General features: G+C 58.9%; 25 protein-coding genes. 14 read left to right on the top strand and 11 right to left on the bottom strand.

The annotated features are described in order from the left end of the window. Positions 1–116: 116 nt before the first annotated feature. The 4 genes from ACFVTJ_RS16910 to ACFVTJ_RS16895 form a co-directional block, all read right to left on the bottom strand. The gene (locus ACFVTJ_RS16910; protein WP_386909299.1) at positions 117–2420 is read right to left on the bottom strand and encodes a xanthine dehydrogenase family protein molybdopterin-binding subunit; all 2304 of its coding nucleotides are present in this window, start codon (positions 2418–2420) and stop codon (positions 117–119) included. Further along, positions 2417–3406 (bottom strand): FAD binding domain-containing protein, encoded by a 990-nt coding sequence (locus ACFVTJ_RS16905; protein WP_386909298.1) that lies wholly within the window; start codon positions 3404–3406, stop codon positions 2417–2419. The genes ACFVTJ_RS16910 and ACFVTJ_RS16905 overlap by 4 nt, the downstream gene beginning before the upstream one ends. Next, positions 3403–3936 carry a 2Fe-2S iron-sulfur cluster-binding protein gene (locus ACFVTJ_RS16900; RefSeq protein ID WP_386909296.1) on the bottom strand — a complete coding sequence of 178 codons (534 nt, stop codon included), beginning with the start codon at positions 3934–3936 and terminating at the stop codon, positions 3403–3405. The genes ACFVTJ_RS16905 and ACFVTJ_RS16900 overlap by 4 nt, the downstream gene beginning before the upstream one ends. A 121-nt stretch (positions 3937–4057) precedes the next feature. Further along, positions 4058–5047, bottom strand: a complete 990-nt coding sequence (locus tag ACFVTJ_RS16895; protein ID WP_386909294.1) for an XdhC family protein — start codon at positions 5045–5047, stop codon at positions 4058–4060. A 226-nt stretch (positions 5048–5273) separates the two neighbouring features. Between ACFVTJ_RS16895 and ACFVTJ_RS16890 the strand changes: the two genes are divergently transcribed. Beyond that, complete coding sequence (locus ACFVTJ_RS16890) at positions 5274–5855, top strand: TetR/AcrR family transcriptional regulator (RefSeq protein ID WP_386909292.1); 582 nt, start codon at positions 5274–5276, stop codon at positions 5853–5855. Between the two features lie 114 nt (positions 5856–5969). Here ACFVTJ_RS16890 and ACFVTJ_RS16885 read toward each other — a convergent pair whose 3' ends face one another. Beyond that, a complete protein-coding gene (locus tag ACFVTJ_RS16885; protein ID WP_386909290.1) occupies positions 5970–6866 on the bottom strand; it encodes a LysR family transcriptional regulator in 897 nt (298 codons plus the stop codon). A gap of 133 nt (positions 6867–6999) precedes the next feature. Here ACFVTJ_RS16885 and ACFVTJ_RS16880 point away from each other — a divergent pair, with 133 nt between their 5' ends. Then, entirely contained in the window at positions 7000–7329 is a 330-nt protein-coding gene (locus ACFVTJ_RS16880; RefSeq protein WP_386909288.1) for a nuclear transport factor 2 family protein, read from the top strand. After that, positions 7326–8105, top strand: coding sequence for an SDR family oxidoreductase (locus ACFVTJ_RS16875; RefSeq protein WP_386909286.1), 780 nt, complete (start codon positions 7326–7328; stop codon positions 8103–8105). The genes ACFVTJ_RS16880 and ACFVTJ_RS16875 overlap by 4 nt, the downstream gene beginning before the upstream one ends. A gap of 20 nt (positions 8106–8125) precedes the next feature. On the opposite strand, the gene ACFVTJ_RS16870 is transcribed toward ACFVTJ_RS16875, so the two are convergent. Beyond that, complete coding sequence (locus ACFVTJ_RS16870) at positions 8126–8593, bottom strand: MarR family winged helix-turn-helix transcriptional regulator (protein WP_386909284.1); 468 nt, start codon at positions 8591–8593, stop codon at positions 8126–8128. 142 nt (positions 8594–8735) lie between these two features. On the opposite strand from ACFVTJ_RS16870, the gene ACFVTJ_RS16865 reads away from it, so the two are divergent. Further along, the gene (locus ACFVTJ_RS16865; RefSeq protein WP_386909282.1) at positions 8736–9530 is read left to right on the top strand and encodes an alpha/beta fold hydrolase; all 795 of its coding nucleotides are present in this window, start codon (positions 8736–8738) and stop codon (positions 9528–9530) included. Between the two features lie 137 nt (positions 9531–9667). Here the strand turns inward: ACFVTJ_RS16865 and ACFVTJ_RS16860 are convergent, their stop codons facing one another. From ACFVTJ_RS16860 to ACFVTJ_RS16850, 3 genes are all read right to left on the bottom strand, one after another. Next, the gene (locus ACFVTJ_RS16860; protein WP_386909280.1) at positions 9668–10423 is read right to left on the bottom strand and encodes an amino acid ABC transporter ATP-binding protein; all 756 of its coding nucleotides are present in this window, start codon (positions 10421–10423) and stop codon (positions 9668–9670) included. Then, a complete protein-coding gene (locus tag ACFVTJ_RS16855; RefSeq protein WP_386909278.1) occupies positions 10420–11100 on the bottom strand; it encodes an amino acid ABC transporter permease in 681 nt (226 codons plus the stop codon). The genes ACFVTJ_RS16860 and ACFVTJ_RS16855 overlap by 4 nt, the downstream gene beginning before the upstream one ends. 86 nt (positions 11101–11186) lie before the next feature. Beyond that, positions 11187–11960: an amino acid ABC transporter substrate-binding protein gene (locus ACFVTJ_RS16850; RefSeq protein ID WP_386909276.1), complete on the bottom strand. Its 774-nt coding sequence runs from the start codon at positions 11958–11960 to the stop codon at positions 11187–11189. Between the two features lie 452 nt (positions 11961–12412). On the opposite strand from ACFVTJ_RS16850, the gene ACFVTJ_RS16845 reads away from it, so the two are divergent. Then, positions 12413–14080, top strand: coding sequence for a PAS domain S-box protein (locus ACFVTJ_RS16845; RefSeq protein ID WP_386909274.1), 1668 nt, complete (start codon positions 12413–12415; stop codon positions 14078–14080). 45 nt (positions 14081–14125) lie between these two features. Here the strand turns inward: ACFVTJ_RS16845 and ACFVTJ_RS16840 are convergent, their stop codons facing one another. Next, positions 14126–14752, bottom strand: a complete 627-nt coding sequence (locus tag ACFVTJ_RS16840; protein WP_386909272.1) for a GDSL-type esterase/lipase family protein — start codon at positions 14750–14752, stop codon at positions 14126–14128. A 67-nt stretch (positions 14753–14819) separates the two neighbouring features. Continuing rightward, on the bottom strand, positions 14820–15731 hold the full coding sequence (locus ACFVTJ_RS16835) for a 2-dehydro-3-deoxygalactonokinase (protein WP_386909270.1): 912 nt from the start codon (positions 15729–15731) through the stop codon (positions 14820–14822). Positions 15732–15846: 115 nt separating this feature from the next. Between ACFVTJ_RS16835 and ACFVTJ_RS16830 the strand changes: the two genes are divergently transcribed. The 9 genes from ACFVTJ_RS16830 to ACFVTJ_RS16790 all read left to right on the top strand — a co-directional run bounded on the left by ACFVTJ_RS16830 (position 15847) and on the right by ACFVTJ_RS16790 (position 25561). Continuing rightward, a complete protein-coding gene (locus ACFVTJ_RS16830; RefSeq protein WP_386909268.1) occupies positions 15847–16755 on the top strand; it encodes a dihydrodipicolinate synthase family protein in 909 nt (302 codons plus the stop codon). After that, on the top strand, positions 16752–17918 hold the full coding sequence (locus tag ACFVTJ_RS16825; RefSeq protein ID WP_386909266.1) for a mandelate racemase/muconate lactonizing enzyme family protein: 1167 nt from the start codon (positions 16752–16754) through the stop codon (positions 17916–17918). The genes ACFVTJ_RS16830 and ACFVTJ_RS16825 overlap by 4 nt, the downstream gene beginning before the upstream one ends. A gap of 24 nt (positions 17919–17942) precedes the next feature. Beyond that, a complete protein-coding gene (locus ACFVTJ_RS16820) occupies positions 17943–19214 on the top strand; it encodes an ABC transporter substrate-binding protein (protein ID WP_386909264.1) in 1272 nt (423 codons plus the stop codon). A 70-nt stretch (positions 19215–19284) separates the two neighbouring features. After that, positions 19285–20211 carry a carbohydrate ABC transporter permease gene (locus tag ACFVTJ_RS16815; protein WP_386909262.1) on the top strand — a complete coding sequence of 309 codons (927 nt, stop codon included), beginning with the start codon at positions 19285–19287 and terminating at the stop codon, positions 20209–20211. Positions 20212–20221: 10 nt separating this feature from the next. After that, positions 20222–21052 carry a carbohydrate ABC transporter permease gene (locus ACFVTJ_RS16810; RefSeq protein ID WP_386909260.1) on the top strand — a complete coding sequence of 277 codons (831 nt, stop codon included), beginning with the start codon at positions 20222–20224 and terminating at the stop codon, positions 21050–21052. A gap of 2 nt (positions 21053–21054) precedes the next feature. Beyond that, complete coding sequence (locus tag ACFVTJ_RS16805; protein WP_386909258.1) at positions 21055–22137, top strand: ABC transporter ATP-binding protein; 1083 nt, start codon at positions 21055–21057, stop codon at positions 22135–22137. Continuing rightward, positions 22134–23117 carry an NAD-dependent epimerase/dehydratase family protein gene (locus ACFVTJ_RS16800; protein ID WP_386909256.1) on the top strand — a complete coding sequence of 328 codons (984 nt, stop codon included), beginning with the start codon at positions 22134–22136 and terminating at the stop codon, positions 23115–23117. Before ACFVTJ_RS16805 ends, ACFVTJ_RS16800 begins: the two co-directional genes overlap by 4 nt. Next, positions 23114–24796 (top strand): SMP-30/gluconolactonase/LRE family protein, encoded by a 1683-nt coding sequence (locus ACFVTJ_RS16795; RefSeq protein WP_386909254.1) that lies wholly within the window; start codon positions 23114–23116, stop codon positions 24794–24796. The genes ACFVTJ_RS16800 and ACFVTJ_RS16795 overlap by 4 nt, the downstream gene beginning before the upstream one ends. Positions 24797–24799: 3 nt before the next feature. Beyond that, positions 24800–25561, top strand: coding sequence for an SDR family NAD(P)-dependent oxidoreductase (locus ACFVTJ_RS16790; RefSeq protein WP_386909252.1), 762 nt, complete (start codon positions 24800–24802; stop codon positions 25559–25561). Positions 25562–25753 lie beyond the last annotated feature (192 nt).

The raw sequence follows: 25753 nt of genomic DNA, 5'->3' as shown, positions 1-25753 counted from the left end.
TTAACACCAAGCCACAGGCATCATTTTGAGGTCGAGGCCCTATATAGGGCCTCGACATTTCGGCGAATGGTTTCTACCCGGGTGAAACACCAGGAAGATTGCCGCCGCCAATGGCGTCAGTCGAGCTCAACCATCAGCTTGTCCAGGGTGATGGGCAGGTCGCGAACACGAACTCCTGTCGCATTATAAACCGCATTGGCAACCGCCGCACCAACCCCCGTTATCCCGATTTCTCCTATACCCCGTGCGCCCATCGGGGCCTGCGGGTCGGGCTTGTTGGTATAAAGGATTTCGATTGACGGTACATCCATCTGGACCGGCACGTGGTAATCGGCCAGCGAGGCGTTGACGACACGGCCTGTCCGCTCATCGAAGTTGGTTTCTTCCGTGAGAGCAAGACCGATTCCCATGATGATCCCGCCCTTGAACTGGCTGGTCGCCATTTTGTGGTTCAATATCTGACCAGCATCGAAGGACCCTAAGAAGCGCGAAACACGCGTCTCCCCTGTGAGAGCACTAACGCGTACCTCGCAGAACTGGGCGCCGTAGGAATGCATGGAAAAGGCTTCCATTTCGGCTGGTGCAGGTGCTTCCGCCTCGCAAACGAGCTCTTCTCGCCCCGCCCTTTGGAGGATCGATTGGTAGCTCTCAAACCGGCTATTGTCGCTGACGTGCGACAGCCCACCGTCTCTCGGTTCGACTTCGAGAAGCGACAGTCCGGCAAGCGGTGAGTCATTGCCGGCAAGCTTGATCAATTCCTCTACGAAGACTTCTGTTGCGGCAATGATCGCGCCGCCAATGGAGGCGGTTTGGGTCGAACCTCCGGCGATCACACCCTTTGGCAGTCTGCTGTCACCATATTCGAAAGTCACCTGATCGAGCGGCAAGCCCAACCGTGCTGCGAGATGCTGCACCTGAACCGTGGCGGTTCCCATTCCCATATCGTGGACGGCAGTTGAAACGGTGACATGGCCGTCCGCCGTCAGCTTGATCCGGGCCGCACCTCCGGGAAACCGGTGGTATGGATAGGTCGCGGTGGCGCATCCCATGCCGATCAGCCATTCGCCTTCGCGTCTTTGGCGCGGTGTCCGGCTCCGGTTGTCCCAACCAAATTGTTTTGCGCCTTCCTCGTAGGCTTCAATGAGATCGCGGGAAGAGAACGGCTTGCCAGTTGTCGGGTCTTTTTCCGGCTCGATTCGCCGACGCAGCTCGATCGGATCCAGTCCCAATTTTTCGGCCAGTTCATCGAGCGCACATTCAAGCGCGAAGGTGCCAACGGACTCACCCGGCGCGCGCATGAAGGTGTTCACCAGCATGTCCATGTCGGCAACGTTCTGGCCGATGCTGAACGTTCTGGCGGCATAGAGGTGGCGCGCGGGAAAGGTAAATTGTTCCGGGCAGGAATTATGCGACGTCATCGCCGCCGTTCCAGTGTGGATCAGCGCATCGAGCGTCCCGTCGGCTCTCGCCCCCAGGGCAACGCGCTGTTCGGTGACCGTGCGGCCGCCGACGATCCGGAAGACACCTTCGCGTGAAAGCATGATGCGCACGGGCCGCTTTGCGAGTTTGGCTGCCGCGCAGGCAAGGATTTGGTGATCCCACAAACATTTGCCGCCAAAGCCGCCACCGACATAGGGCGAGGTAACATGCACCTTGCTGACATCAATTCCAAAAATATCCGCAAGCTGGCCCGTCGTCAGGTCGAGAAGCTGACTGGCGTCATGGACACGCAGTTCGTCATCATTCCAGGCAACGGTTGCCGCATGCAGCTCAATGGCATTGTGGTTGTGACGCGGTGTTCTGTAGATGAGATCGACCTTGACCTCGGCATTGGCAAGCGCCGTTTCCGCATCGCCGATTTCCACGTATGGCGGCTGGCCGAGCAGGTTCTCAAGCTGGCGGGGCGTTTTTTTCGCTTCATCGAAAGACGTGACCGCCGGCAGCAATTCATACGTCGCCTTGATGAGGGAAGCGGCGTAATCCGCCTGTTCCTGTGTTTCGGCGAGAACCAGCGCAATCGGTTGGCCGTTCCAGTGGATTTCGTCATTTTGCATGACAGGAAGATTGCTTGCTCCGGCCGCTGTCGGAGAAGACATCATCAGCGATGGCGCCTTCATCCGTGGCGCGTTCTTATAGGTCATGACGAGAATGACGCCGGGTGCGGCCTCCGCAGCGCCGACATCAAGTTCGGTGATGCGTCCACGGGCAACGGCGCTGAAAGCGAGTGCAGCGTAGCTGATGTTATCGTAGGGAAACTCTGCCGCAAAGCGCGTCTTGCCCTGGACTTTCATGGGGCCTTCGATGCGCGATACGGATTGCCCGAGCGAACCATGTTTGCGCAGCAGCGGGTCAGTTGTGACGGCAGGCTGCCAGCGGCCTTGTTTGCCTGTCTCCCGCAGTGTCTGGGTATCGGCGCTCATGCGTTTTCTCCCTTTAATTCCTCAAGAACCGCGACAATGGTGCGTTTTGCCAGTTCAATCTTGAAAGCATTGTCTCGCAGGCCGACGGCTTCGGCGAGTTCGGCCTCGGCGGCAGCCCGGAAGTGCTCCGCATCTGCCTTCTGGCCCTTAAGATGGGCTTCGGCCTTCAGGGCACGCCACGGCTTGTGAGCCACGCCGCCCAGCGCCAGCCTTACGTCGTTCACATTCCCATCGCCATCGAGATCCAGTGCCGCCGCAACGGAGACGAGCGCGAAAGCGTAACTCGCTCTATCCCTGACTTTCCTGTAGGCGGATTTTTTTGCGAAAGGCAGCGCGGGAATTTCGACGGCCGTGATGAGTTCGTCCGGGTGAAGGGCGGTTTCGATTTCGGGCGTGTCGCCGGGCAGACGGTGGAGATCACGCAGCGGCAGGCTGCGCTTGCCTGCCGGACCCTGAAGGTGAACCATGGCATCCAGTGCGACCAGCGCGACGCACATATCGGATGGATGGGTCGCAACGCAGCTTGCAGATGCTCCGAGGATGGCGTGATAGCGGTTGAAACCCTCCAGCGCGTCACATCCTGAGTGGGGCTCGCGCTTGTTGCAGTGAGCGGCATTGTCATAGAAATACCGACACCGGGTGCGCTGAAGAATGTTGCCTCCCACGGTCGCGACATTTCGAATTTGCGCGCTTGCACCTGCCAGGACCGCGCGGGAGAGAACCGGAAATTGGGTCCTGACCGCACCATGGGCCGCAAGCGCGGTGTTTTTCACGCCCGCCCCGATCAGCAGGCTGCCATCGGCGCGTTGTTCGATGGTGCTCGACAGGTGCGTGACATCGATCAGCGTTTCCGGTTTTTCGACCGTTTCCCGCATGAGATCGACGAGATTGGTGCCGCCACCCAGATATTTCGTTGTCGGCCCGGCCTGTTTGAGCGTTATTGCCGACGCAGCATCAGAGGCTTGGTGGTAAGAGAAGATATTCATGCCCGTGCCCTCTCGTCGGTCTGCATCGCGGTCTGCTGGACCAGCGTTTCAGAAATCGCCTCAACGATGCCGTTATAAGCGCCGCAGCGACAAAGATTGCCGCTCATACGTTCGCGAATTTCGGTGTCATCGATCCTGACACTGTCGCCCGAAAGATCGGCGGTGACGACGCTCGGGATGTTTCGCTCGATCTCGCCTGCCATGCCCACGGCGGAACAGAGCTGCCCGGGCGTGCAATAGCCGCACTGGAAGCCTTCATGTTCGATAAAAGCTTTTTGCAACGGGTGAAGGTTGCCGTTGGCCGCAAGGCCCTCCACAGTCGTGATGTTACGGCCTTGGTACTGAACGGCGAGCGCGAGACAGGAATTGATACGCTCGCCATCCACCAGCACCGTGCACGCGCCGCACGCGCCCTGGTCGCAGCCCTTCTTCGTGCCGGTAAATCCAAGATAGTTGCGCATGAGATCAAGCAGTGACGTGCGGATGTCCGCCTCCACCTCCACTGCCGTTCCGTTGATGTTGAATTGCATTGGACATCTCCCTCATCTGAAGGTCCGCACGGAAAGTCTCCTTGCGGCACCCATGGAGCTCATAGTGATGGTTTGCCTGTGGCTACTGTCGGATATGTTGATCCGTCGATCTGCTTTTGCTCTAGCTTTGCGTCACATAGGACTGTCTGCTGGCGGCGATATCGGCGAGGACTGAGAGTGCCAGCGACTGTGCATCCCTTGCCCGTCCGAAAACGCCGATTGGCGCTTTGATCCTGGCGATTGCCTCGTCCGAATGACCACTCCGACGCAATCGCTCGACGCGTTTCTCATGGGTGCGGGAACTGCCGAGAGCGCCGATGTAAAAGGGTGATGCGCGCAGGGCGGCCTCAAGGACCGGCATTTCCCGATCGAGGTCGTGCTGGAGGAGCGCAACTGCCGTGTCGGGATCGATCATGGTGGGATCGACGTCGGTCCGAGCCTCATCCTCAAGGAGGAAAACGTCGTATCCTGCGGCTCTCGCGATACTGGCGGTGGTCTCGACCTCGAGCGAGCGTCCGGAAAGAACCATACGCACTTTGGGACGATAGTGTGTAACGAAGCCGTCGCCGTTCCATCCTGTCCGCGTGCCTTCCAATCCAAGCGAAAGTTGTTCGACACCCGGCCGATAGCACAACGACGCGCGTCGGCGTTGATCTACCAACATGTTGATGGAACAGAGCAGCTCAACGTTTTTGACAAGATGGACAGCGACGGTAATTCCGCCTCCGCAGGGAAGGACGATGTCGAAGAAAGGCGAGCCTTCGCCCAGCATGACGAAACGATCATGGCCACTCTTCATTGCCTGGAGGGCTTCAGCGGCGATAGCCGCTTCCGTGCATCCGCCAGAAACATATCCACAGTACCTGGCGTCCTCGGCAACCGCCATATGCGCGCCAAGCGGACGCGACGAACCGCCGCGTATTTCCACTAAGGTGCATAGCGCCACCCGAAGCCCTGTCTTGATGTTCTCGATTGCAAATTTCAGGACGTCATAAGCCTTGTCGGTGGAGAAAGCTTTTTGTGGCGTCGTCAAGACTGTGTTCTCGGCAATGCGAGGCAACCAATTCGCGGCATTTTCGTTGTGGCAGATGCTATCGGCCGATCTTGTCATAAGTGCCTCCCGCATTGTGACAACAGAATGAGTGACGGACAGTTAAGTTCCTCAGGAACTCCTGAGTGGTGAGATGATCACCAGCGCCACTCGTTGATTTCGGCATGACATCCGCCTCCAATCTGATTTAAAGAAGCGAATGGCGCACCCATAAACGGAGGCGCCTCCGTTTAACTTAGTAGCTTGCGATCGTTCGTCAAGCGATTTTTCGTGGAGTGGCCTTTCCGTGCCCAAGGAGCAGACGCCTCCGGTTCAACCGCCCCCTTTGCGTGCAGACGCACGGCGAAACCGGGATAAGCTGATAGAAGTAGCGGCGCTGGCGTTTTCAGATGAGGGCGCGGCCGCTTCGCTGGAAGATATTGCCAGGCGTGCAGGGGTTGGTATCGGCACGCTTTACCGGCATTTTCCCACCCGCGAACATTTGGTCGAAAGCGTCTATCGCCGAGAGCTGGAAATTCTGGCGACGGCTGCGCGCGATCTGATGCGGGAAGAAGAGCCCGCGAAAGCCATTGAAGAATGGATGAACCGGTTCGTGAGCTACATGGCCGCGAAAAGGGGTATGGCGAACAGCCTGAAGCTTCTGTTCACATCCAATTCCGCCCTCTTTGCAGAGGGCTCGAAGCTCTTGCACACGGCGTTCGAAGAGCTACTAAGCAACGCCGTCAAGGCTGATGCGGTCAAGGGAGACATTGAGGGGGCGGATGTTCTCAACGCGCTCTTCGGCATTTATTCCATTCCGGAAGGTCCGGATTGGCGTGACCGCGCGCACAGGATTGTTCGGTTGGTGATGGACGGTCTAAGGCGGTAGCTTCCGCCAAACCTGTTGTCGGGCGATCTGGAAGTTGCTGTAATCAACGTCCATCAAATAATTGGCAAATACAAAGGACGTGCCAACGACCCACGTTCGCATTGATGTGGGCGGTCAGCCGTTGGAAAAATCGCGGGCAGCTTTGATGAAGGCGCTGAAGGCAGCGGGTGGGTTCTTCCTGCCGGGGTAATACAAGGCCAATTGGGAAAGAGAGGGTGTCCAGTCTTCAAGGACGCGCACGAGCCTGCTGGCCGCGATGTCATCGCGAACATCCGGCTCCATCACGTACCCAAGGCCAACGCCTTCTTGGGCAGCTATTCTGACCAGACTTGGTTCGTCGAGGGTTATCGAACCCTTCACATCGATCTGGACTTGGTTTCCATCTTTCTCAAACTTCCACCGAAACAGGGCTTGATTGGGAAGACGGGCGCGGATGCACCGAAATCGATAGAGGTCGGTCGGCACCATCGGTCTGCCGTACGTCCGCAAAAACGCCGGCGATGCGACAACCGCATTGCTGCGCTTCAAACCAAGTGGCACCGCGATCATGTCGCTCGGGACCAGATCCGCCGGCCTCAAGCCGAGGTCGAAGCCACCCGCCACGATGTCGACCAGCCGACCTTCCGTCACCAGATCGATATGCACCTGCGGGTAACGCTGCAAAAACGAAATGATGAGCGGGGCTATGACCTCTCGTGCTGCCGAGGCGAATGCGTTTATCCGCAAGGTGCCCGTCGGGATCTCCTGCAGCGATTGAGCCGCAGTCATAGCATCGTGGATATCGGTCATGGCCGGACCAACACGCTCGACAAACGCCCGTCCGGCGTCGGTGAGGGAAACGCTTCGCGTTGTGCGGTTGAACAAGCGGATGCCAAGACGCTGCTCCAGCTTTGCGATGGCATTGCTGAGCGCTGTCGTCGAAATTCCAAGCTCCAGCGCCGCTGCCCGAAACGACCCAAGGCGCGCAATTGCAAGAACGGCATCAATGTCAACCAGGACGGAACGAGTCATTATCCCTCTTTTCGCAATAGCTCATCCTAATTAGTCCCGCTTATCGCGTCAATTTCTCTGTTCTACCTTAGCGAAGTGCGACGGTTACGGGTCGTTTCCGAGCCGCAGCGGCTAGAACATGATGAGGATGAACATGACTATCAAACTACCAAAGGCCATCGAAGCCTATTTCGAGGCGGACCGGACCGGCAGTCCGGAAGCCATCGCAGCGACTTTCACGGAAGACGGCATCGTGAAGGATAAGGGCGAGACCCATAAGGGACGCAAGGCTATCCGCGACTGGATGGCTGATGAGGCTCAGCAGTACAGCTATACGGTCGAGCCGTTTTTGATCACCATTGAGACCGGCAAAACCCAGGTAACGGCGCACACCGCTGGCGACTTCCCCGGCAGCCCCATCGACCTGCGTTTTATTTTCGTCCTGTCGGGCGACAAGGTTGCTGAACTGGAGATCACCGTATGACCGGCTTTCTTACCCTGGAGGGCCGTCGCGCTCTCATCACCGGTGGCACTTCGGGTGCCGGTGCGGCAACAGTCGCGTTGTTTAAGGAACTCGGCGCCCGGGTGCTCACCACGGCGCGCAAGAAGCCGGTGGATTTCTCCGGCGCGGCGTTCGTCGAAGCAGATCTCACCACTGTGAATGGTGTCCAAACGGTAGTGGACGCCGTTCATCAGGAACTTGGCGGACTGGATATTCTCGTAAACGTGCTGGGTGGCTCCTCGGCGCCCTCAGGCGGCTTTGCCGCGTTGACCGACGAGGAGTGGGAAAAGGAGTTCAACCTCAACTTCTTTCCGGCTGTTCGGCTTGATCGCGCTCTCCTTCCTGGCATGATCGCGCAGGGAAGCGGGGTCGTCATTCACGTGACGTCGATCCAGCGGATTCTCCCCTTGCACCAGGCGACAACTGGCTACGCCTCGGCGAAGGGCGCGCTCAACACATACAGCAAGAGCCTCTCCAAGGAGGTCTCTCCCAAGGGTGTGCGGGTCGTGCGGGTTTCTCCCGGCTGGATCGCCGATCCGGGCACGAACGGTCTCGCCCTTCGTATAGCCGAGGACGCCGGCATCAGTTACGACGAAGCGGTGCAGGCGATCATGGACTCGCTGGGCGGCATACCGCTGGGCCGGCCAGCCAAGCCGGAAGAAGTCGCCGACCTGATTGCCTTCCTTGCTTCAGACCGAGCGTCGTCGATTACCGGGACGGAGCACATCATCGACGGCGGTACCGTTCCGACCGCCTGATGGGGTAGATCCGTTGCAGATCAGGCGGGTGGCGCCCATCCGCCGATCTGTGAATAGATCGCATCCCGCAAATGGCGCACGTCCTTGTTCAAGGCAGCGAGTTCGGGAGGCGTCTGGGTAGAGGCGGCAAGCAAAGTATCGCTGAGGCAGCCGGCTCTGTGCTGCATGGCACGTCCCTGATCCGTCAGCGTCACCAAAACCTGACGTTCGTTGCTCAGGTTGCGTTCCCGACGCACATGTCCAGCAGCTTCGAGACGCTTTAAAAGGGGGGTGAGCGTGCTGGATTCTAAAGCGAGCTGGTCCGCGATGGAAACAACACTCTGATTGTCTTCTGCCCAGAGAACGTTGAGGACGAGATATTGCGGATAGGTTAGCCCCAGCTCGTCGAGAAGCGGCTTGTAAGCGCGCTGGATGGCAATGCCGGCGGTATAAATGGCGTAGCAAAGCTGGTCCTGCAGCGGCGGCGGATCGTTATGTCGTTTGGTCATCTTCAACTCCTGAAGACCCACATATAGGTCGTCTTACCGCAAAAATAAATATCGCGATAATAAATATGTTGACGAACGAAATGACATCTGCCAGTCAATAGTTATCGCAATAATTATTATCGCAAAACAGGAGGAATGAACCATGACACGAAGAACCGTCTCCACCATTTCGGCAATTGCATCTGCTGTCACATTGGCCGCGACGCTGTCTGCAAATGCCGCCGATAACACCATTCCCAACGATCAATCCGTGCGAAACGTCGTGCTGGTCCACGGCGCTTTTGCCGATGGTTCGGGCTGGAAGGGCGTCTACGACAATCTGACGAAACGCGGTTACCGCGTCACCGTTGTCCAAAATCCGCTGACGTCACTTGCAGACGACGTTGCGGCCACCAAACGCGCGCTCGAACGGCAGGATGGTCCGGTCATTCTGGTTGGGCATTCCTGGGGTGGCACGGTCATTACGGAAGCGGGTGTTGATGACAAGGTTAAAGGCCTCGTCTATGTCTCCGCCCTCTCACCGGACGCCGGTGAGACCACGGCCCAGCAATATGATGGATTTGCTCCTGCGTCAGATTTTGTCATCGAGACCACGAAGGACGGGTTTGACTATGTCAGCCCGGCCAAGTTCAAGGCAGGCTTCGCACACGATGTCAGCGAAGCTGATGTTGCATTCATGCGGGACGCCCAGGTTCCGATCAATATGTCCGCATTCGGCACTAAACTGGAAAATGCCGCTTGGCGCACCCGCCCCAGCTGGGCCGTCATCGCCACCGAAGACAAGGCTTTCGATCAAGCAATGTTGATCCACATGGCTGAGCGCATCAAGGCCAAGATCACCAAAGTCTCGGCGAGCCACGCCTTGTTCATGACACAGCCTGAAGTCATCTCCGATACAATAGATCTTGCCGCCCGCACCGTATCGGCGAAAAAATAATGATCGGGGGACGATGTCTCCCAGTGATCCGACGTCGCGCTATCTCATCAGTGGCGCGACGTCTTGTCAGCGGGGCGGGGCTTGCCCATTAGAGTTGCCGTCATCAATTCGCTGGGCTGATGGGGTGGCCGCCAAGATCAGAGCGCTTGAGCAGCACTGATCGATGAAACGAACTGCCGCGTACGCTCATTGCGGGGTGAACGGAAGATGGTTTCAGGCTCACCCGTTTCGACGACCTTGCCTGCCTCAAGGAACACGACCTGGTTGGAAACCTGCGAAGCCAGCCTGAGATCATGTGTCGCCATCACCATCGTCGTGCCTTCCCTTGCCAGTTGACCAAGGACATCGACCACCTCTGCAGCAAGCTCCGGATCGAGTGCGGATGTCGGCTCGTCGCAGAGCAGCACCTGAGGCGAAGGGGCGAGTGCCCTTGCTATCGCGATACGCTGTTGTTGACCGCCGGAAAGATTGGCCGGCCAGGCATCTGCCTTGTGCGCCATTCCAACCTTTTGCAGCAACTCCATAGCGCGTGCCTCAGCTTTCTCCTTCGTCCATTTCTGGACGACAAGAAGACCCTCCATAACGTTCTCAATCGCCGTTCTGTGAGGAAACAGCTGGAAGTTCTGGAAGACCATACCCGTTTGTCTACGGATTTTCTGGATATCCTGCCAGCGGGCTTTGCGCCCCGGGTGAAACTCCACGGTTTCGGACCCAACCCTCACAGAACCGGAGGTGGGTTGTTCCAACAGATTAATACAGCGCAGGAGCGTGCTCTTGCCGCTACCTGACGGCCCGACAAGGGCCGTGACACTTCCCTCCGGAAACTGCAGGGAGACGTCCTTGAGGATCACCGCGTCCCCGAAACGTTTTTCGATATTGCGAAGTTCGATCATCGGCTCGCCTCCAAGTGCCCACCGTAGCGGGAAAACCTGGCCTCCAGCCGCGATTGAAGGGTTGATAGAACGGAACTCAGGACCAGATAAATCAGTGCTGCCTGAATATAGAGAATGAGGGGCTCGTACGTCGTGGCGACGATGCGCTGTGCTGCCTGAAACAACTCCGGAACCGTAATCGCCGCTGCAAGCGACGTATCTTTCACGAGTGAAATGAAGGTATTTGAAAGCGGTGGCACCGACACCCTTGCAGCCTGCGGCAGAATCGTCCTGCGCATCGCCTGTTGCCAGTTCATTCCGGTGGAATAGGCAGCCTCCCATTGGCCTTTGGGGACGGAAGAAATGGCCGCGCGAATAATCTCGGATGTATATGCGCCAACGTTGAGTGTGAAGCCGATCAATGCCGCGGGAAAGGCATCTAGAAGCACGCCGATACTCGGGAGGCCGTAAAAAATGACGAAGAGTTGCACCAGGAGCGGCGTGCCGCGGATGATCCAGACGTAAAACCGGGCGAGCCCTGAAATCGGGGCAGGACCAAATAGTCTTGCAATTGCGGTCACCAGGCCCAGGGTCAGGCCAAGCCCGAAGGAAAGCAGTGTAAGCGGGATGGTGAATCGGATGCCCGCCCACAACAAGGTAGGAAACGAGTCCAACATCAACTGAAGCCAGTGGGGCAATGCACACCTCTAAAACGAAGTCGCCCGACGTAGACGCCGGACGACCGATTGGACTTGACTGCGCGGGTTGCGGCAGGATGACAGGTTTATTTGGACACGTCCTGCCCAAAATACTTGTCTGAAATCGCCTTGTAGGTACCGTCCGCCTTTATCTCGGCAAGAGCCTTGTTAATGGAAGCGACCAGATCGTCGTCGCCTTTTCGCACGATGATGCCTGAATAATCGGCGTCTGACTTTTCGGCGACGATCTTCACGGGAGCATCAGGTTGATGCTTCTTGAAGTCCAGGAAGGAGAGGCTGTCATTTACGGTTGCGTCTGCACGCCGCGTAAGCACCAACTGGATCGACTGGTCAAACCCGTCAGTGCCAACAAGCTCGGCTCCGGCCGCCTCGGCAAGCTTGCCGAAGTTACTGGTCAGCGACTGAGCGGACTTCTTGCCCTTCAGGTCTTCGAAACCCTTGATGTCCGTGTTGCCATCGCGAACGATCAAAACGGCCTTCGAAGCGATATAAGGCTCGGAGAAAGCGTATTTCTGCTTGCGTGCCTCGGTAATGCCGACCTGGTTGATGACGGCGTCATATCGCTTTGCGTCGAGACCGGCGATCAGTCCGTCCCATTTGCCCTCGATGAATTCGGCTTTCACGCCGAGCTTCTTTGCCACGGCCTCGCCGATTTCAACGTCGAAGCCCACAAGCTTGTTGGAAGAATCATGGAAGGTAAAGGGCGCGTAGGTGCCTTCGGTGCCGATCTTGATGATACCGGCCGACTTGATTTGATCGAGGTTTTCTCCGGCCACTGACGGGGAAAAAGCAAGTGCCTGAAGTGCCACCGTCGTCGCGATAATTTTGATCCAGCCCATGTCCGGGTTCCTTTAGAGGATTACGATTGCACAAGGATATAGGATGGCGTTCATTCGTTCGCACGATAAAGAAAAGCAAAAAATACGCACTGGTTAGAATATTTTACCCTGAAAGAGAATTGCCTTTAAAGAGGATTAGCCGGATCACGGACGCACCTATGGGCTTACGTTCACGTCTCCTTCTTTGCCTGCGCGGTTCCCAGTCACAGGGCCGGTGATGCGGTGTTTCGGCTTGTCTGCGCCGGAAAGTTCTATAAAAATTGCAGTCTGTCGAATTCAATGTGGAGACCGTCGTCCTGGACAAGGTTAACGATCGCGCACCCGCAGCTTCCGTAGCTGACCTCCTGGAAACAGTGGACTGGGCATCGAGTCCGCTTGGCCCTAGGTCTGAATGGCCTGCCTGTCTGCGGGCCGCTATCGGCATTATGTGTCCCTCCCAGGCGCAGATCGTGATGTTCTGGGGGCCAGAATTTGTCGCGCTCTATAACGATGTCTACGCACCAACGCTCGGCTACAAGCATCCACATGCTTTTGGCAGACCCGCCCGGGAATACTGGAGCGAGCTCTGGGACGACCTCGAACCCCTGTTGAAGCGGGTTCTCGATAATGGCGAAACAGTTGCTGCCAAAGACAGGCCTTTTTACATTGAGAGACACGGTTACCCCGAGACCGTCTATTTCGACATCTCATATTCTCCTGTAGCGGATGAGAACGGCGTGGTGCGCGGTGTGTTCTGCATCGTCAACGAAACGACCGAGCGCGTCAGGGCAGATGCTGCTTTGCGCGAAAGCGAGGAGCGTCTGAGAGCCATCTTCGCCCAGTCCGCCGTAGGCATTGCGCTGGGCGATCTGAGCGGAAAGTTGATCAGCGTGAATGACCACTTCTGTCAGATCGTTGGAAGACCGCGGGACGAATTGATCGGCATCCGCATGCAGGACATCACGTTCGCTGACGATCTGCCTGAATACCAGCGCCTGTTCAGGCATATGGCCGAAACCGGAGAGAGTTTCGAGATTGAAAAACGCTACGTTCGCGGCGATGGCAGTCTAGTGTGGGTCTCGAATTCGGTCTCTGCAATCCGGGACGACAAGGGGAATATGTCGCAGGCTGTTGCGATATCCGTCGATATCGGCGCGCGACGGCACGCTCAGGAGATAGAGAGGCATCTCGCGTCGATGATCGCCTCGTCCAACGACGCGATCCTTGCCATTGACCTCGACATGAAGATTACCAGTTGGAACGCGGCCGCTGAAAAGCTTTATGGCTACTCGGAGGAAGAGGCTGTCGGCCAGACGGTGCTGATGCTGGTGCCGGATGAACGGCGAGACGAGGAGCCGACAATCCTCACACAGATCAAGGCAGGCAAAATCGTTGAGCCTTACGAAACCCAGCGTCGTCGCAAGGATGGTCGGCTTGTCGAGGTACTTCTTAGCGTGTCGCCGATCCGCGACACCAACGGTAATGTCATCGGCGCCTCCAAAACGGCGCAAGACATCACGGCGCGCAAGGATGCCGAGCGGCTCAGATCCATCCTCATCAATGAACTCCATCATCGCGTCAAAAACATCCTTGCGACGGTGACGGCAATCGCAAGGCAGACGATTGGTCGGGACAAGGAAAATCACGATGATGTGGAAGCTTTCACAAGCAGGCTGGCGTCTCTGAGCAGGGCTCAAGACCTGCTGGTGCACGCCGATTGGCAGCACGCCGATCTTAAAGCCGTCATGCATCAGGCTTTGTCACCTTATCCCGTTGAGGCCTTTCAGATCGGCGGTCCGAGCGTTGCATTGCCGCCGAGAGCGGTGGTGTCGCTTTCCCTTGCGCTGCATGAGTTGGCAACCAACGCAGCCAAATACGGTGCCCTGTCTATGCCTGGCGGCCAGGTGTCTGTTTCCTGGCAATTTGATCCTTTCGCAGACAAGCGCCTTCGGATCGTCTGGGAGGAGCGAGGTGGTCCAGAGGTTGCGCCGCCACAGCGCAGGGGCTTCGGCTCGACCCTCATCGAGCGACTTCTATCCGCCGAATTGAAGGGCGAGACGAAATTCGTCTACGAGAAGAGCGGCGTGATCTGCGTGATTGAGGCGGAACTGTCGAAGGATGCTGACGGCGTGGCGGAATGAGGCCGTAAAGCGCCGGTTCGCGATGCCGAAAAACTAACGCTAATCTCAGTTCATCAGACCCAACATTTTTCTCAACGCTTCCGACCAGACCGCGTAGCCTGCTGCATTAAGGTGAACCAGATCGGGTAAATAATAACGGAACATTGGCAGGCCATTTTCACCAAGGAGGCCGGCGTTCGGATCAAGCCATGTTGCGCCTTCGCTGCTGTTGCACCAGTCGCGCGCTATCTGGTTGAAGAGATCGAATTCATGGCGGTAAATCCAGCGCGCCGGACTGGGCTTGACGGCCAGAACAAACACGTCCGCCTGCGGGAGGGCACGCGAAATTCGGTCGCGGAAATCCTGCAAGTGACTAAGCGCCGTCCCCGCCTTGAGGCCGTCGCTGGCAATGTCGTTTTCGCCGAAATAAAGTACCACTTTGCGTGGCCTCAAGGGAACCAGGAGTTGGTTCAGGTAGTGACCGGCGGAGAGGTACGTGCCGCCGCCAAATCCCAGATTGACGATATCCAGCGAGCCGAGATCCTCGGTGATGGAGTTCCAGATTCGAAACGAGGATGAGCCATAAAAGGCGATCGGATTGTCTGGAAGGCCGATGCGCTGAAGGCGGGCAAGAACGGCAAGGACATCGTTTTCGTGACGGCTGGTGCCGATATTGGCTGGGAAGTCGTACATGGTGGTCCTAAAACATGTGGCTTGAAAGCCGGATGCCGCCATTTGTGCATCCGGCGCCCGGCAGAGGTTACGAAATCGCTTGGCGCAGGACAGCCAGGGCACCCTTCGTGAGAGCATCGTCCGCACCCATGGATGTCTTGAGCCCGAACACATCTGCGGCAACCAGATAGAGATCGTTCAGCCCGTCATTGCCGACGATCGCTGCCTCGTCCCCATCCGCATACCATCCCGCATCGCGGGCCTGCCGAAACTCCTGCCCGATGACCAATCCCCGCACATAGGATCGCAACTGATCCGGCGAAAGCCGGCCGGCAAGCCCGCCGGTTCGCGCCGAAAACATGAGTGACAGCATGGCGGCGGATCGTTTTGCCTCTTTCAGACCCCAGAGATAGGCCTCCGGATCATCGACCGGCGGCTGCGTTGAACCGCGCGCGATGAAGGAATGATTAATGAGCAGGTTGAAGATTTCACCGGTCACGAATGTCTGGAAGCCGTCGATCCGCCCCGCCTTCACCCGCGCCCATTTGCTATGGGTTCCGGGGATGATGAGGGTGGCGTCCTCACCAAGGCCGCGGCCGACGATCTGAGTTTCTTCGCCGCGCATTACATCCGGAAACGGCTGGCGGGCGGGGTCGTTGAGACCCGGCAGGAAGACGAGATCGGAACCGTTCGGCAGCGACCTGCGCACAGTGCCGGCGGCAAGTTCCGTCGGGCCTGCCGGGCACGGCACATAAGCGACTTCGACCCAGCCGTTGCGGCTGGTGATCATGCCGAGCGCGGCGACGGGCAGGGCCCCGTGGCGCATGAACCAGGGTGCGAGTGCAGCCATCAGCGCCGCCTCATGCTCACCCTTGCCAAGGCTCGAAATACCGTCGGCGGTCTCCAGATGATCGAGTTCTTCTCCGCCTTCACCGACAAGCGCCGCCCTCAGTGATGTCGTTCCCCAATCAACGATGATCGATGTCGCCGTTGCAGCCATGTCTTGAACCTCCTCGTTCATTTCATCTTGGGGCTTGTCATAGGGTGCGAGTCTATGTAGTGTCAATTAGTGAATTCAAGGTATCAATATATGATACTTAATTGGGAGGAAAATGATGGTGGCTGGCCTCAAGGGGATTTTGCCTGTTCTGCCCACGCCGTTTCTGGCAGATGGCGGCATTGACGAAGCGGGTATGAAGCGGCTGGTGGACTTTGCGCTCGACAAGGGCGTGGATGGTGTCGTGTTTCCCGGTTTTGCGAGCGAGGTGGAGGCTTTGAATGCTGCCGAGCGCGCAACGCTGCTGAAGATCGTCGTGGATGCGGTAGCCGGTCGTGTGCCGGTCGTGGCGGGCGCGAGTGCTGCCGACTGGCGTGAGGTGGTCGAGCATGGGCGGGCGGCATCGGCGCTTGGCATTCGCCATCTGATGGTGCAGCCGCCGAAATCGGTCGGCACGGATGCGCCGGCACTGATCGAATTCCTCGGCAGGATCGTCGAGGCGCTGCCCGAAGTCGAAATCATCCTGCAGAACGCGCCTGCGCCGCGCGGCTCCGACCTCTCGCCCCAGGCGATCGTGGAAATCGTGCGGGCGTTGCCGCAGGTGGCCTATGTCAAGGAAGAGACCCTTCCGGCCGGCCCGGCCATCAGCCACATCATCGCCCATGCGCCTTCGACCCTGAAGGGCGTCATCGGTGGCGGCGGCGCGCGTTATATTCTCGACGAATATGCCCGAGGTGCTACGGCAGCGATGCCGGCGCTGGAGATCGCCGAGGAACATGTGGCCATCGACAGGGCGCTTGTTGCCGGGCGGCAGGAAGAGGCTCGCCGGATCTATGTCCGCACCCTGCCGCTTCTGGTGCTGCAGGCGGTCTATCGCATGCGGCTGACCAAATATGTGCTCGCCCGTCGCGGCGTGATCGAAGGCGTCGGTGTGCGTGCGCCGACACCCGAGCTTGATGCGGCGGCCCTTGCCGATATCGATGCCAATCTGGTCGAGCTTGGCCTTGTTGCCGCGGAGGCCGCATGAATAGCGCCATAGCAACCGTCGAAGTCTTTACGCTGACCCAGCCGCGCAAGGTTCCCTATCTCGGTGCGCTCAGGGAAGGCGAGGTGGTCAATCCCAATGGCTACATCGTGCGCAAGGGCAATCGCACGGTCTACCCCACCTTCGACCGCAGCGTGCTGGTACGCATGACCACCAAGGCCGGCATCGTCGGCTGGGGCGAGACCTATGGCATCGTCGCCCCCGGCGCGGTTGCCGCCCTCATCAATGATCTTCTCGCCGGTTTCGTGATCGGCCGGGACGCGTCCGATCCTTCGGCTGTTTATGACGACCTTTACGACATGATGCGGGTGCGCGGTTATACCGGCGGCATTTACGTCGATGCGCTCGCAGCGCTTGATATCGCGCTCTGGGATATTGCCGGTCAGGAAGCCGGAAAATCCATCCGCGACCTTCTTGGCGGCGGTGTCGACAGCTTCTCGGCCTATGTTTCAGGCTTGCCCGAAAAGACACTGAAGGCGCGCGGGGAACTGGCGAAATATTGGCAGGATCGCGGTTTTGATGCTTTCAAATTCGCAACGCCGGTGGCTGACGATGGCCCGGCGGCGGAAATCGCCAATCTGCGGCATGTCCTTGGCCCGAAGGCAAAGATTGCTGCCGACATGCACTGGAACCAGACGCCGGAGCGGGCGCTGGAACTCATTGCAGAGATGAAACCGTTCGACCCGTGGTTTGCCGAAGCGCCGGTCTGGACGGAGGATATCGCAGGGCTGGAAAAGGTTTCGAAGGGAACAGACGTCCCGATCGCTGTCGGTGAGGAATGGCGCACCCATTGGGACATGCGCGCCCGCATCGAACGCTGCCGCATCGCGATCGTGCAGCCGGAGATGGGGCATAAGGGCATTACCAATTTCATCCGCATCGGCGCTCTTGCCGCCGAGCACGGCATCGACGTGATCCCGCACGCAACTGTCGGCGCGGGCATCTTCCTGGCCGCGAGCCTGCAGGCGTCGTCGACATTGCCGACCCTCAAGGGTCACGAGTTCCAGCACTCGATTTTCGAGCCAAATCGCCGCCTGCTCGCCGGCGACATGGATTGCCGCGAAGGCAGATACTACCTGCCCTCCGGACCCGGACTTGGCGTCAAGCCGTCGGAGGCGGCGCTCGCCCTTATTGAACGTATCTGAATTGGTTTTCTGGAGGAGGAACCCATGACCAAAAGAATAAGAAAGCTGGCGCTTGGCACAGCGACCGCGATGTTGATGACCGTGGGCGGATTTGCCCCCGCCATGGCCGATACCGTTTTGAAATTCATTTCCTGGCAGACGGATGATGCCGGCACGGGCGAATGGTGGCGCTCCGCCATCGCCGCCTTCGAAAAACAGCATCCGGGCGTGAAAATCGAATTCACCAAGGCTGAGCGCAGCTCCTATGCCGACACGATGACGACGCTTTTTGCGGCCAACCAGCCGCCGCAGATCGTGCATCTGGCGTCCTTCGAATTTCAGATGTTTGCCGATAGCGGCTGGCTCGAGCCTCTCGACCCGTGGCTGAAGAAGGACGGCATCGACATGACGGGCTGGGCCGGCCAGCAGAAATGCGAATGGAATGGCGAAACCGTCTGCATCATGACCAACTATTTCGGTTTCGTGATGGCCTACAACAAGAAGATTTTGGAAGAGGCGGGCGTCGCGGTTCCGAAGACCTATGACGAGTTTCTGGCCGCTGCGAAAGCGACGACCAAGGATCTGAACGGCGACGGCATTATCGACCAGTTTGGCACCGGCCATGAAACCAAGGGCGGTCCCGGACAATATCTGACGGAGATGCTGAACTACATCCTCGACGCTGGCGCCTACTGGACCGACAAGGACGGCAACATCACCATCGATACGCCGCAGATGGTGGAGGGTCTTTCACGCTGGAAAACCGTGATGAAGAGCGGGATCAGTCCGGTCGACATGAGCGCCAGCGACGTGCGCAAGCTCTTTGCCGATGGCAAGATGGCGATGCGCCTTGATGGGCCCTGGCTTTACGGCACGACCGAAAAGGGTTCTGCCAAGGCTGATATCGTTTACGCCGCGCCGCCGCTTCATCCGCCGCTTGGCGGCTCGTCCAACGTACTCGCCATGCCGGCCGATATTCCCGACGACCAGAAGGCCCTGGTCTGGGATTTCATCAAGCTGACGATGTCACCGGAATTCCAGCGCAGCTATGCCACCCTTGGCGGCAACACCCCGCCAAGCCCGACAGCTGACGTCTCGGGTGTTGAAAAGACCATCCCGCATTTTCCGGTGCTGATCGAGACGATGAAGGCCGCGTCCGAGGCAGGTATCGACCGCATTCCGACCGGACTTGAGCTGTTCTACAACGAGTTCAGCAAGATGGTGATGGAAGAAAGCCAGCGAATGATCATTCAGGATCTCGATCCGGCGGAAGTGGCCAAAACCATGCAGGCAAAGGCCGAAGCCATCAAGGGTTGATCCCGTCGTTTCGCCATGACCCGCTTGAGAGGGCCGTGGCCATCATCCGCATCCGGCAGGAGGACCATCCATGACCGAATCCGTTCGGGCTGGGCGTCGTAAGTTTTTCGATCTTGCGCGTCCCAGCCGGCAACATCTCCTTGGCTATATTCTGATCGCGCCTGCAGTCCTGATGGTTGCCGCCATCATCGTCTGGCCGCTCGTTTTGGCCATCGACCTATCGTTCCAGCAGGTCAAGATACCAAGGCTCGGCGGCGCCAGCCGCCCGTTCTCATTGGCGAACTACAACTGGCTGTTTTCGTCGCCGGAATTCTGGCTTTCCTGCTGGGTCACGCTGAAACTAGTCGTTGTCGTCACCGCCGGCAGCGTCGCCGTTGGTCTCAGCACGGCGCTTCTGGCCAATAATCGCTTTAAGGGCCGCACCGTCGCGCGGCTGGGAATGGCGCTGCCTTGGGCGGTGCCGGAAATCATTGCGGTCGTCATCTTTGCGTGGATGTTCGACACCTCCTTCGGTCTGTTCGGCTGGCTGGCGATAAAGCTCGGTTTCACCAACCAGATGATCCCCTGGGTCAGCAGTTCCACAGCCGCCTTCTGGGCTGTTGCGATCACGATGGTCTGGAAGGGCTTCCCCTTCGTGTCGATCATGTGCCTCGCCGGCTTGCAATCCATTCCCGCGGATTATTACGCGGCGGCAAAGGTGGATGGCGCAAGTGTGTGGCAGCGCTTCCGCTGGATCACCATGCCGCTTTTAATGCCGGTGCTGGGCGTGACGCTCGTGCTGACGCTGCTGTGGGTGTTCCGCGACTTTTCGATCATAAAGGTTTTGACCGGCGGCGGACCGCTGCGTTCGACCCAGACATTGTCAATCATGACCTACGACCAGGCCTTCCAATACCACAACTTTGGCCGGGCGGCCGCCGTCGGCGTGCTAACGCTGGTGATCTGCATCGTCGCGAGCCTCTTGATGCTCGGCCGGCGTTCGAAATCCATCTATTGAGGAGGCTTTGATGAAACGGACATTTTTACAGAGCCTCGCTCTCTATGTGACGGTCATCTTCACGCTGGTGATGATCCTGTTCCCGGTCTACTGGCTGCTGGTCACAGCACTTTCCACCACCGATGAACTGTACCGCCTGCCGCCAACCTTCTGGCCGGATGATGCGCAGTGGGATATTTTCGCCCGTGTCTGGGCGGCAAAACCGATCCTGCTGTGGCTGTGGAACTCGATGCTGGCGGCCATTGGCTCGGTGGCGCTGTCGATGCTGGTCTCGGTCAGCGCCGGTTATGCGCTGTCGCGTTATTCCATGCGGGGCGGTGCGACCATGGGTCTCTTCGTTCTGACGGCGAAGATGTTGCCCGCGACCCTGCTGGTCATTCCGCTGTTTTCGATCTTTTCAAGCTTTGGACTGATCGGCAGCCTGTGGACGCTGGTGCTGGCGCATTCGACGATGATCATTCCTTTCGCCACATGGATGCTGAAAGGCTATTTCGACACCATTCCGAAGGAACTGGAGCAGGCCGCCATGGTGGATGGCTGCTCGCCGATCGGCGCGATGGTGCGTGTCGTGCTTCCGATCGCTACGCCCGGTCTTGCCGCCACCGCACTCTATGCCTTCGTGCTCAGCTGGGCAGACTACGCCTATGCGCGCACCTTCCTCGTCAACTCGCCGGACAACTGGACGGCCAATCTCGGCATCACCACGATGCAGGGCGAATATGTCACCTACTGGAACGACATTTCCGCCGCATCCGTGTTCATCGCGCTGCCGATCATCGCAATCTACCTGTTCCTTGAACGTTATTTGGTCGGCGGCCTCACCGCTGGCGCGGAGAAATAAGCATGGCCAATATTTCCATTCGCAACGTCAGCAAGTCCTATGGCGCGCTCAACGTTCTCAGGCCCTTTTCGCTTGAGATCGAGAATGGCGAGTTCGTGGTGCTTGTCGGGCCTTCCGGCTGCGGCAAGTCGACGATGCTGAAAATCCTCGCCGGTCTCGAACCGGCAAGCGAAGGACAGATTTTCATCGGTGACAACGAAGTGACGGATCTTGCGCCGGGTGACCGCGACATCGCCATGGTGTTTCAGAACTATGCGCTTTATCCGCACCTGACCGTTCGCCAGAATATCGGCTTTGGCCTCAAGATGCGCGGCACCGACAAGACCGAGATCGACCGTCGAGTTGATGATGCCGCGCGCATTCTGGAAGTCACACCCTATCTCGATCGCAAGCCCAAGGATCTCTCGGGCGGCCAGCGCCAGCGCGTGGCGCTTGGCCGTGCCATCGTGCGCCAGCCGCAGGCCTTCCTGATGGATGAGCCGCTATCCAACCTCGATGCCAAGCTGCGCGTCCACATGCGTGCAGAAATCGGCGCGTTGCATAAACGCATCGGCGTCACCACCGTTTATGTGACGCATGATCAGGTCGAGGCGATGACGATGGCGGACCGCGTCGTCATCATGCAGGGCGGCATCATCCAGCAGATCGCCGCACCCGACGAGCTTTTCAACAATCCGGCCAATCTTTTCGTTGCCGGGTTCATCGGCTCGCCGGGCATGAATTTCCTCAATGCGGAACTGCGTGACGGCACGGTGACCCTCTTTGGGCAACAGGTTTCCCTGCCGGGGGTCCTTGACCGTCAGGGCAGCGTGATCGTGGGCCTGCGGCCGGAACACCTCGTTCTGGGCGATGCGCCTGTTACCTTCGAAGTGCGCCCGACGCTGGTTGAAAGCCTGGGATCGGAAAAATATGTCTATTTCGATGCGGAGGGCGCAAGGGTCGCAGATGGCGAAGAAGGCAAGTCCAAGGGGCTGATCGCGCGCGTCTCGCATACCGGCAATCTTACCGGCAATGAGGCGCTCCGGCTCGGTTTCGATCCGGCGCAGCTTTATCTCTTCGATTCAAAGAGCGGAGCAAGGCTATGATCCTTGTCGCCGGATCGTCAGGCCGTGTCGGCCGCGCCGTTGTCGCCGCCTTGCGCGCGCAGGGCCGAACCGTTCGCGGCTTTGATCTCAGACCATCGGGAACCGGCGGCGAGGAGGTTGTAGGGTCACTTGAGGATGCGCAGGCTTTGTCCGACGCCATCAAGGGGGTGAGCGCCGTTCTGCATCTGGGGGCGTTCATGTCCTGGGCTCCGGCGGATCGCGACCGCATGTTTGCCGTCAATGTCGAGGGCACGCGCCGGCTTCTGGATGCGGCTTCAGCAGCCGGCGTGCGGCGCTTCGTTTTCGCCTCATCGGGCGAGGTCTATCCGGAAAACCGCCCGGAGTTCCTGCCGGTCACGGAGGACCATCCGCTTTGCCCCAATTCGCCGTACGGTCTGACCAAGCTTCTGGGCGAAGAACTGGTGCGCTTTCACCAACGAAACGGCACGATGGAAACGGTTATCCTGCGTTTCTCGCATACGCAGGATGCGGCGGAGCTGCTGGATGAGGACAGTTTCTTTTCCGGTCCCCGGTTTTTCCTGCGGCCGCGCATCCGCCAGCAGCAGAATTTCGGAAACACCGCCATCGCCGAATTGCTCCAGTCCCGCGATATCGGCGAACCCGCGCACATTCTGGCGCGTAACGAAAACGGCCGGCCGTTCCGCATGCATATAACCGAGACACGCGATATGGTGGCGGGCATTCTGCTTGCCCTCGACCATCCCGACGCGGCAGGCGGCATCTTCAATCTCGGGGCGGATGAACCTGCCGATTTCGCCACGCTTCTGCCGAGGATTGCGGCGCTGACCGGCCTTCCCATCGTGACAGTCGATTTTCCTGGCGACGGCGTTTATTACCATACGTCCAACGAGCGGATCAGAAACACTTTGGGGTTTGAAGCGGAATGGAAGATGGACAGGATGCTGGAAGAGGCAGCGGCCGCAAGGCGGCAGCGGCTCGCGAAGGAGCTGAGGCAATGAAACCCGAGACGCCAGGCGGCACCGCGGCGCTGGCCAAGGGGCTGACCCTGCTTGACATGGTCGCCGATGCGCCGGAACCACCGCGTTTTGCCGAGTTGTTGCGCGCCTCCGGCCTGCCCAAGCCGACATTCGCACGCATCCTGCGGACCCTCATCGCCTATGGTCTCGTGCGTCAGGATGAGGCCCGTGGCACCTATGTTCTGGGCCAGCGCTTTCTGGAAATGTCCCACAAGGTCTGGGAGAGCTTCGATCTCGTTTCGGCAGCGACGCCGGAGCTGGAGCGGCTGGCAGCCGAATTGGGGGAGACGGTTGCACTGTGCCGGCTTGACGGGACGATGACGCAATATCTCGCGGAGCGTTCGCCGAACGGTCTTTCCGTTCGTGTCGAGGTTGGACGCCGCGTTCCTCTGCATTGTACCGCACCTGGCAAGGCGCTGCTCGCCTTTCAGGACCCCGCCGTTGGCCGCGCCCTCCTGGATCGCCTGACGCTTGATCTGCTGACACCCAAGACCATCACCACCCTCGATGCGCTGCAGGCCGATCTGACGCTGACGCGGGCGAGGGGTTATTCGATTTCTTATGAGGAACATCTGCCCGGGGTGAATTCGGTTGCTGCGCCCGTCATAGGCCGGGACAATACGCCGATGGGTGTGCTCGTTGCGCTCGGGCCGTCGTCGCGGCTCGATTCCTCCAATATCCATCCCGCCGGGCGTGAATTGATTGCCGCCGCCCGCCGCATTACCGGTGCAGCCGGGGCCGTGGCGATCAGCTCGCGACCACGCCCGCGCTCCGCAACGGGCCGCCCTAGTGCAGAACTCAGCTGCATTCTGCCATGGGGTGCGCAACTGGGGGAAAGCCCGGTCTGGCACGAGGGGGAAAATGCACTCTACTGGGTGGATATCCTGCATCCGGCAGTGCACCGCTTCGATCCCGCCACTGGCCGCAACGAAACCTGTGAGACCGGCAAACTGGTCAGCGCCGTCATCCCGGTCACCGACGGGCGGTTGCTGGTGGCATCGCAGGATGGCGTCGAATGGCTGGATTTCGCCTCCGGCCGGCTGATCCCCTTCGTCAGCCCGGAGGCGGGCATCGTCGACAACCGCCTCAACGATGCCAAATGCGGGCCGGATGGCGCGATATGGGTCGGATCGATGCGCATCGATGCCTCCAAGCCCACCGGTGCACTTTATCGCATCAATGCGAATGGCGCGTCCGAGCGCAAGGAAGGCGGCATCATCGTCTCCAACGGCCTCGGCTGGAGCCCGGATGGCCGGACCTTCTATTTCGTCGATACCGTGCCCGGTCTCATCCACGCCTATGATTGCGATCCGGCGACGGGTGCTCTGTCGCGACGCCGCGAATTCACTCGCATTCCCGTGGCCGATGGTCGGCCGGATGGTCTGGCCGTGGATGCGGAAGGTGGTGTCTGGTGCGCAATCTGGGATGGCTGGTGCGTGCGCCGCTACCTTCCGAACGGCAAGCTGGACCAGGTGATCGATATGCCAGTTCCGCGTCCTTCCAGTATCGCCTTTGGCGGGCCGGACCTGTCGACGCTGTTCATCACCAGCGCCCGCACGCGTCTGCCCGCATCCACGCTTGCCGACGCGCCGCTCTCCGGCGGCCTGTTTTCCTGCCGCCCGGGACTTGCCGGCGCGCGCATATCGCTGTTTGAAGGGTAAAGAATGCGTCTCGAAAGCGTCTTTGGTTTGAAGGGTCGCACGGCGCTTGTCACCGGTTCCAGCCGGGGGATAGGAGCAGCGATTGCAGAAGGGTTGGCTGGGGCAGGTGCCCATGTCATCCTGCATGGTGTCAAGCAGGGCGCCACAGCGGCTGTGCATGAGCGGATAGTAGCCAACGGCGGAAAGGCGGACCACCTCGCTGGCGATCTGTCCGAAGTCGGTGCTGGTCATGATCTTATCGAGCGAGCAGAGGCAATTGCACCACTCGACATCCTCGTCATCAACGCCAGCGCGCAGATCAATGCCACGCTGTCTGCATTGACCCCAAGTGATCTGGCATTTCAGTTGGCTGTCAATCTGGGTTCGACCGTCGATATGCTGCAGACGGCGCTGCCGCGAATGGCAAGTCGCAAGTGGGGGAGGGTAGTCTCTATTGGCTCGGTCAATCAGTTGAAGCCCAAAAGCATTGTTACGGCTTATGCAGCGACGAAGGCCGCACAGCACAATTTAATTCAAAGCCAGGCAAGAGATTACGCGCGCGATAACGTGTTGCTCAATACCCTCGCTCCTGGCCTAGTCGATACGGACCGCAACGCTCACCGCCGTGTTGAGGATCCAGAGGGCTGGAATGAATATGTAAGCGCATTGAACTGGATGGGGCGGGCCGGACGACCGGAAGAAATGGTGGGGGCAGCTATCTTCCTGGCGTCGGAGGCATGTAGCTTCATGACGGGCGAAACGATTTTTCTGACCGGAGGTTATTGAGTGGAAGCAGGGCGTTTTTTACCATTGCTGCTTCGTCGCGAGTGACAACCCATTGGTATCATTCGCAGGTCGCACTTCATTCTTGCACCCACCGCGCTACAAACGATGTTAAAGCTGATTAGAGATGCGACGCAGCTGGCCCGTTAGAAATGCGACACTGGCTCCGACAATCAGCCCCCGACCGGACCGGCT

Origin of the sequence: Agrobacterium sp. NPDC058088 (assembly GCF_042885035.1) — a bacterium.
GTDB lineage: Bacteria > Pseudomonadota > Alphaproteobacteria > Rhizobiales > Rhizobiaceae > Agrobacterium.
Note: the sequence above shows the minus strand (reverse complement) of the source record. Positions and strands in the feature narration are given on the sequence as shown.

Coding starts and splice junctions, on each gene's coding strand:
- ACFVTJ_RS16860 (WP_386909280.1), bottom strand. CDS start 10,423: ATGATCGAACTTCGCAATATCGAAAAACGTTTCGGGGACGCGGTGATC.
- ACFVTJ_RS16910 (WP_386909299.1), bottom strand. CDS start 2,420: ATGAGCGCCGATACCCAGACACTGCGGGAGACAGGCAAACAAGGCCGC.
- ACFVTJ_RS16850 (WP_386909276.1), bottom strand. CDS start 11,960: ATGGGCTGGATCAAAATTATCGCGACGACGGTGGCACTTCAGGCACTT.
- ACFVTJ_RS16870 (WP_386909284.1), bottom strand. CDS start 8,593: ATGACCAAACGACATAACGATCCGCCGCCGCTGCAGGACCAGCTTTGC.
- ACFVTJ_RS16805 (WP_386909258.1), top strand. CDS start 21,055: ATGGCCAATATTTCCATTCGCAACGTCAGCAAGTCCTATGGCGCGCTC.
- ACFVTJ_RS16905 (WP_386909298.1), bottom strand. CDS start 3,406: ATGAATATCTTCTCTTACCACCAAGCCTCTGATGCTGCGTCGGCAATA.
- ACFVTJ_RS16895 (WP_386909294.1), bottom strand. CDS start 5,047: ATGACAAGATCGGCCGATAGCATCTGCCACAACGAAAATGCCGCGAAT.
- ACFVTJ_RS16865 (WP_386909282.1), top strand. CDS start 8,736: ATGACACGAAGAACCGTCTCCACCATTTCGGCAATTGCATCTGCTGTC.
- ACFVTJ_RS16790 (WP_386909252.1), top strand. CDS start 24,800: ATGCGTCTCGAAAGCGTCTTTGGTTTGAAGGGTCGCACGGCGCTTGTC.
- ACFVTJ_RS16880 (WP_386909288.1), top strand. CDS start 7,000: ATGACTATCAAACTACCAAAGGCCATCGAAGCCTATTTCGAGGCGGAC.
- ACFVTJ_RS16810 (WP_386909260.1), top strand. CDS start 20,222: ATGAAACGGACATTTTTACAGAGCCTCGCTCTCTATGTGACGGTCATC.
- ACFVTJ_RS16825 (WP_386909266.1), top strand. CDS start 16,752: ATGAATAGCGCCATAGCAACCGTCGAAGTCTTTACGCTGACCCAGCCG.
- ACFVTJ_RS16900 (WP_386909296.1), bottom strand. CDS start 3,936: ATGCAATTCAACATCAACGGAACGGCAGTGGAGGTGGAGGCGGACATC.
- ACFVTJ_RS16800 (WP_386909256.1), top strand. CDS start 22,134: ATGATCCTTGTCGCCGGATCGTCAGGCCGTGTCGGCCGCGCCGTTGTC.
- ACFVTJ_RS16875 (WP_386909286.1), top strand. CDS start 7,326: ATGACCGGCTTTCTTACCCTGGAGGGCCGTCGCGCTCTCATCACCGGT.
- ACFVTJ_RS16795 (WP_386909254.1), top strand. CDS start 23,114: ATGAAACCCGAGACGCCAGGCGGCACCGCGGCGCTGGCCAAGGGGCTG.
- ACFVTJ_RS16820 (WP_386909264.1), top strand. CDS start 17,943: ATGACCAAAAGAATAAGAAAGCTGGCGCTTGGCACAGCGACCGCGATG.
- ACFVTJ_RS16835 (WP_386909270.1), bottom strand. CDS start 15,731: ATGGCTGCAACGGCGACATCGATCATCGTTGATTGGGGAACGACATCA.
- ACFVTJ_RS16840 (WP_386909272.1), bottom strand. CDS start 14,752: ATGTACGACTTCCCAGCCAATATCGGCACCAGCCGTCACGAAAACGAT.
- ACFVTJ_RS16845 (WP_386909274.1), top strand. CDS start 12,413: ATGTTCTGGGGGCCAGAATTTGTCGCGCTCTATAACGATGTCTACGCA.
- ACFVTJ_RS16885 (WP_386909290.1), bottom strand. CDS start 6,866: ATGACTCGTTCCGTCCTGGTTGACATTGATGCCGTTCTTGCAATTGCG.
- ACFVTJ_RS16830 (WP_386909268.1), top strand. CDS start 15,847: ATGGTGGCTGGCCTCAAGGGGATTTTGCCTGTTCTGCCCACGCCGTTT.
- ACFVTJ_RS16815 (WP_386909262.1), top strand. CDS start 19,285: ATGACCGAATCCGTTCGGGCTGGGCGTCGTAAGTTTTTCGATCTTGCG.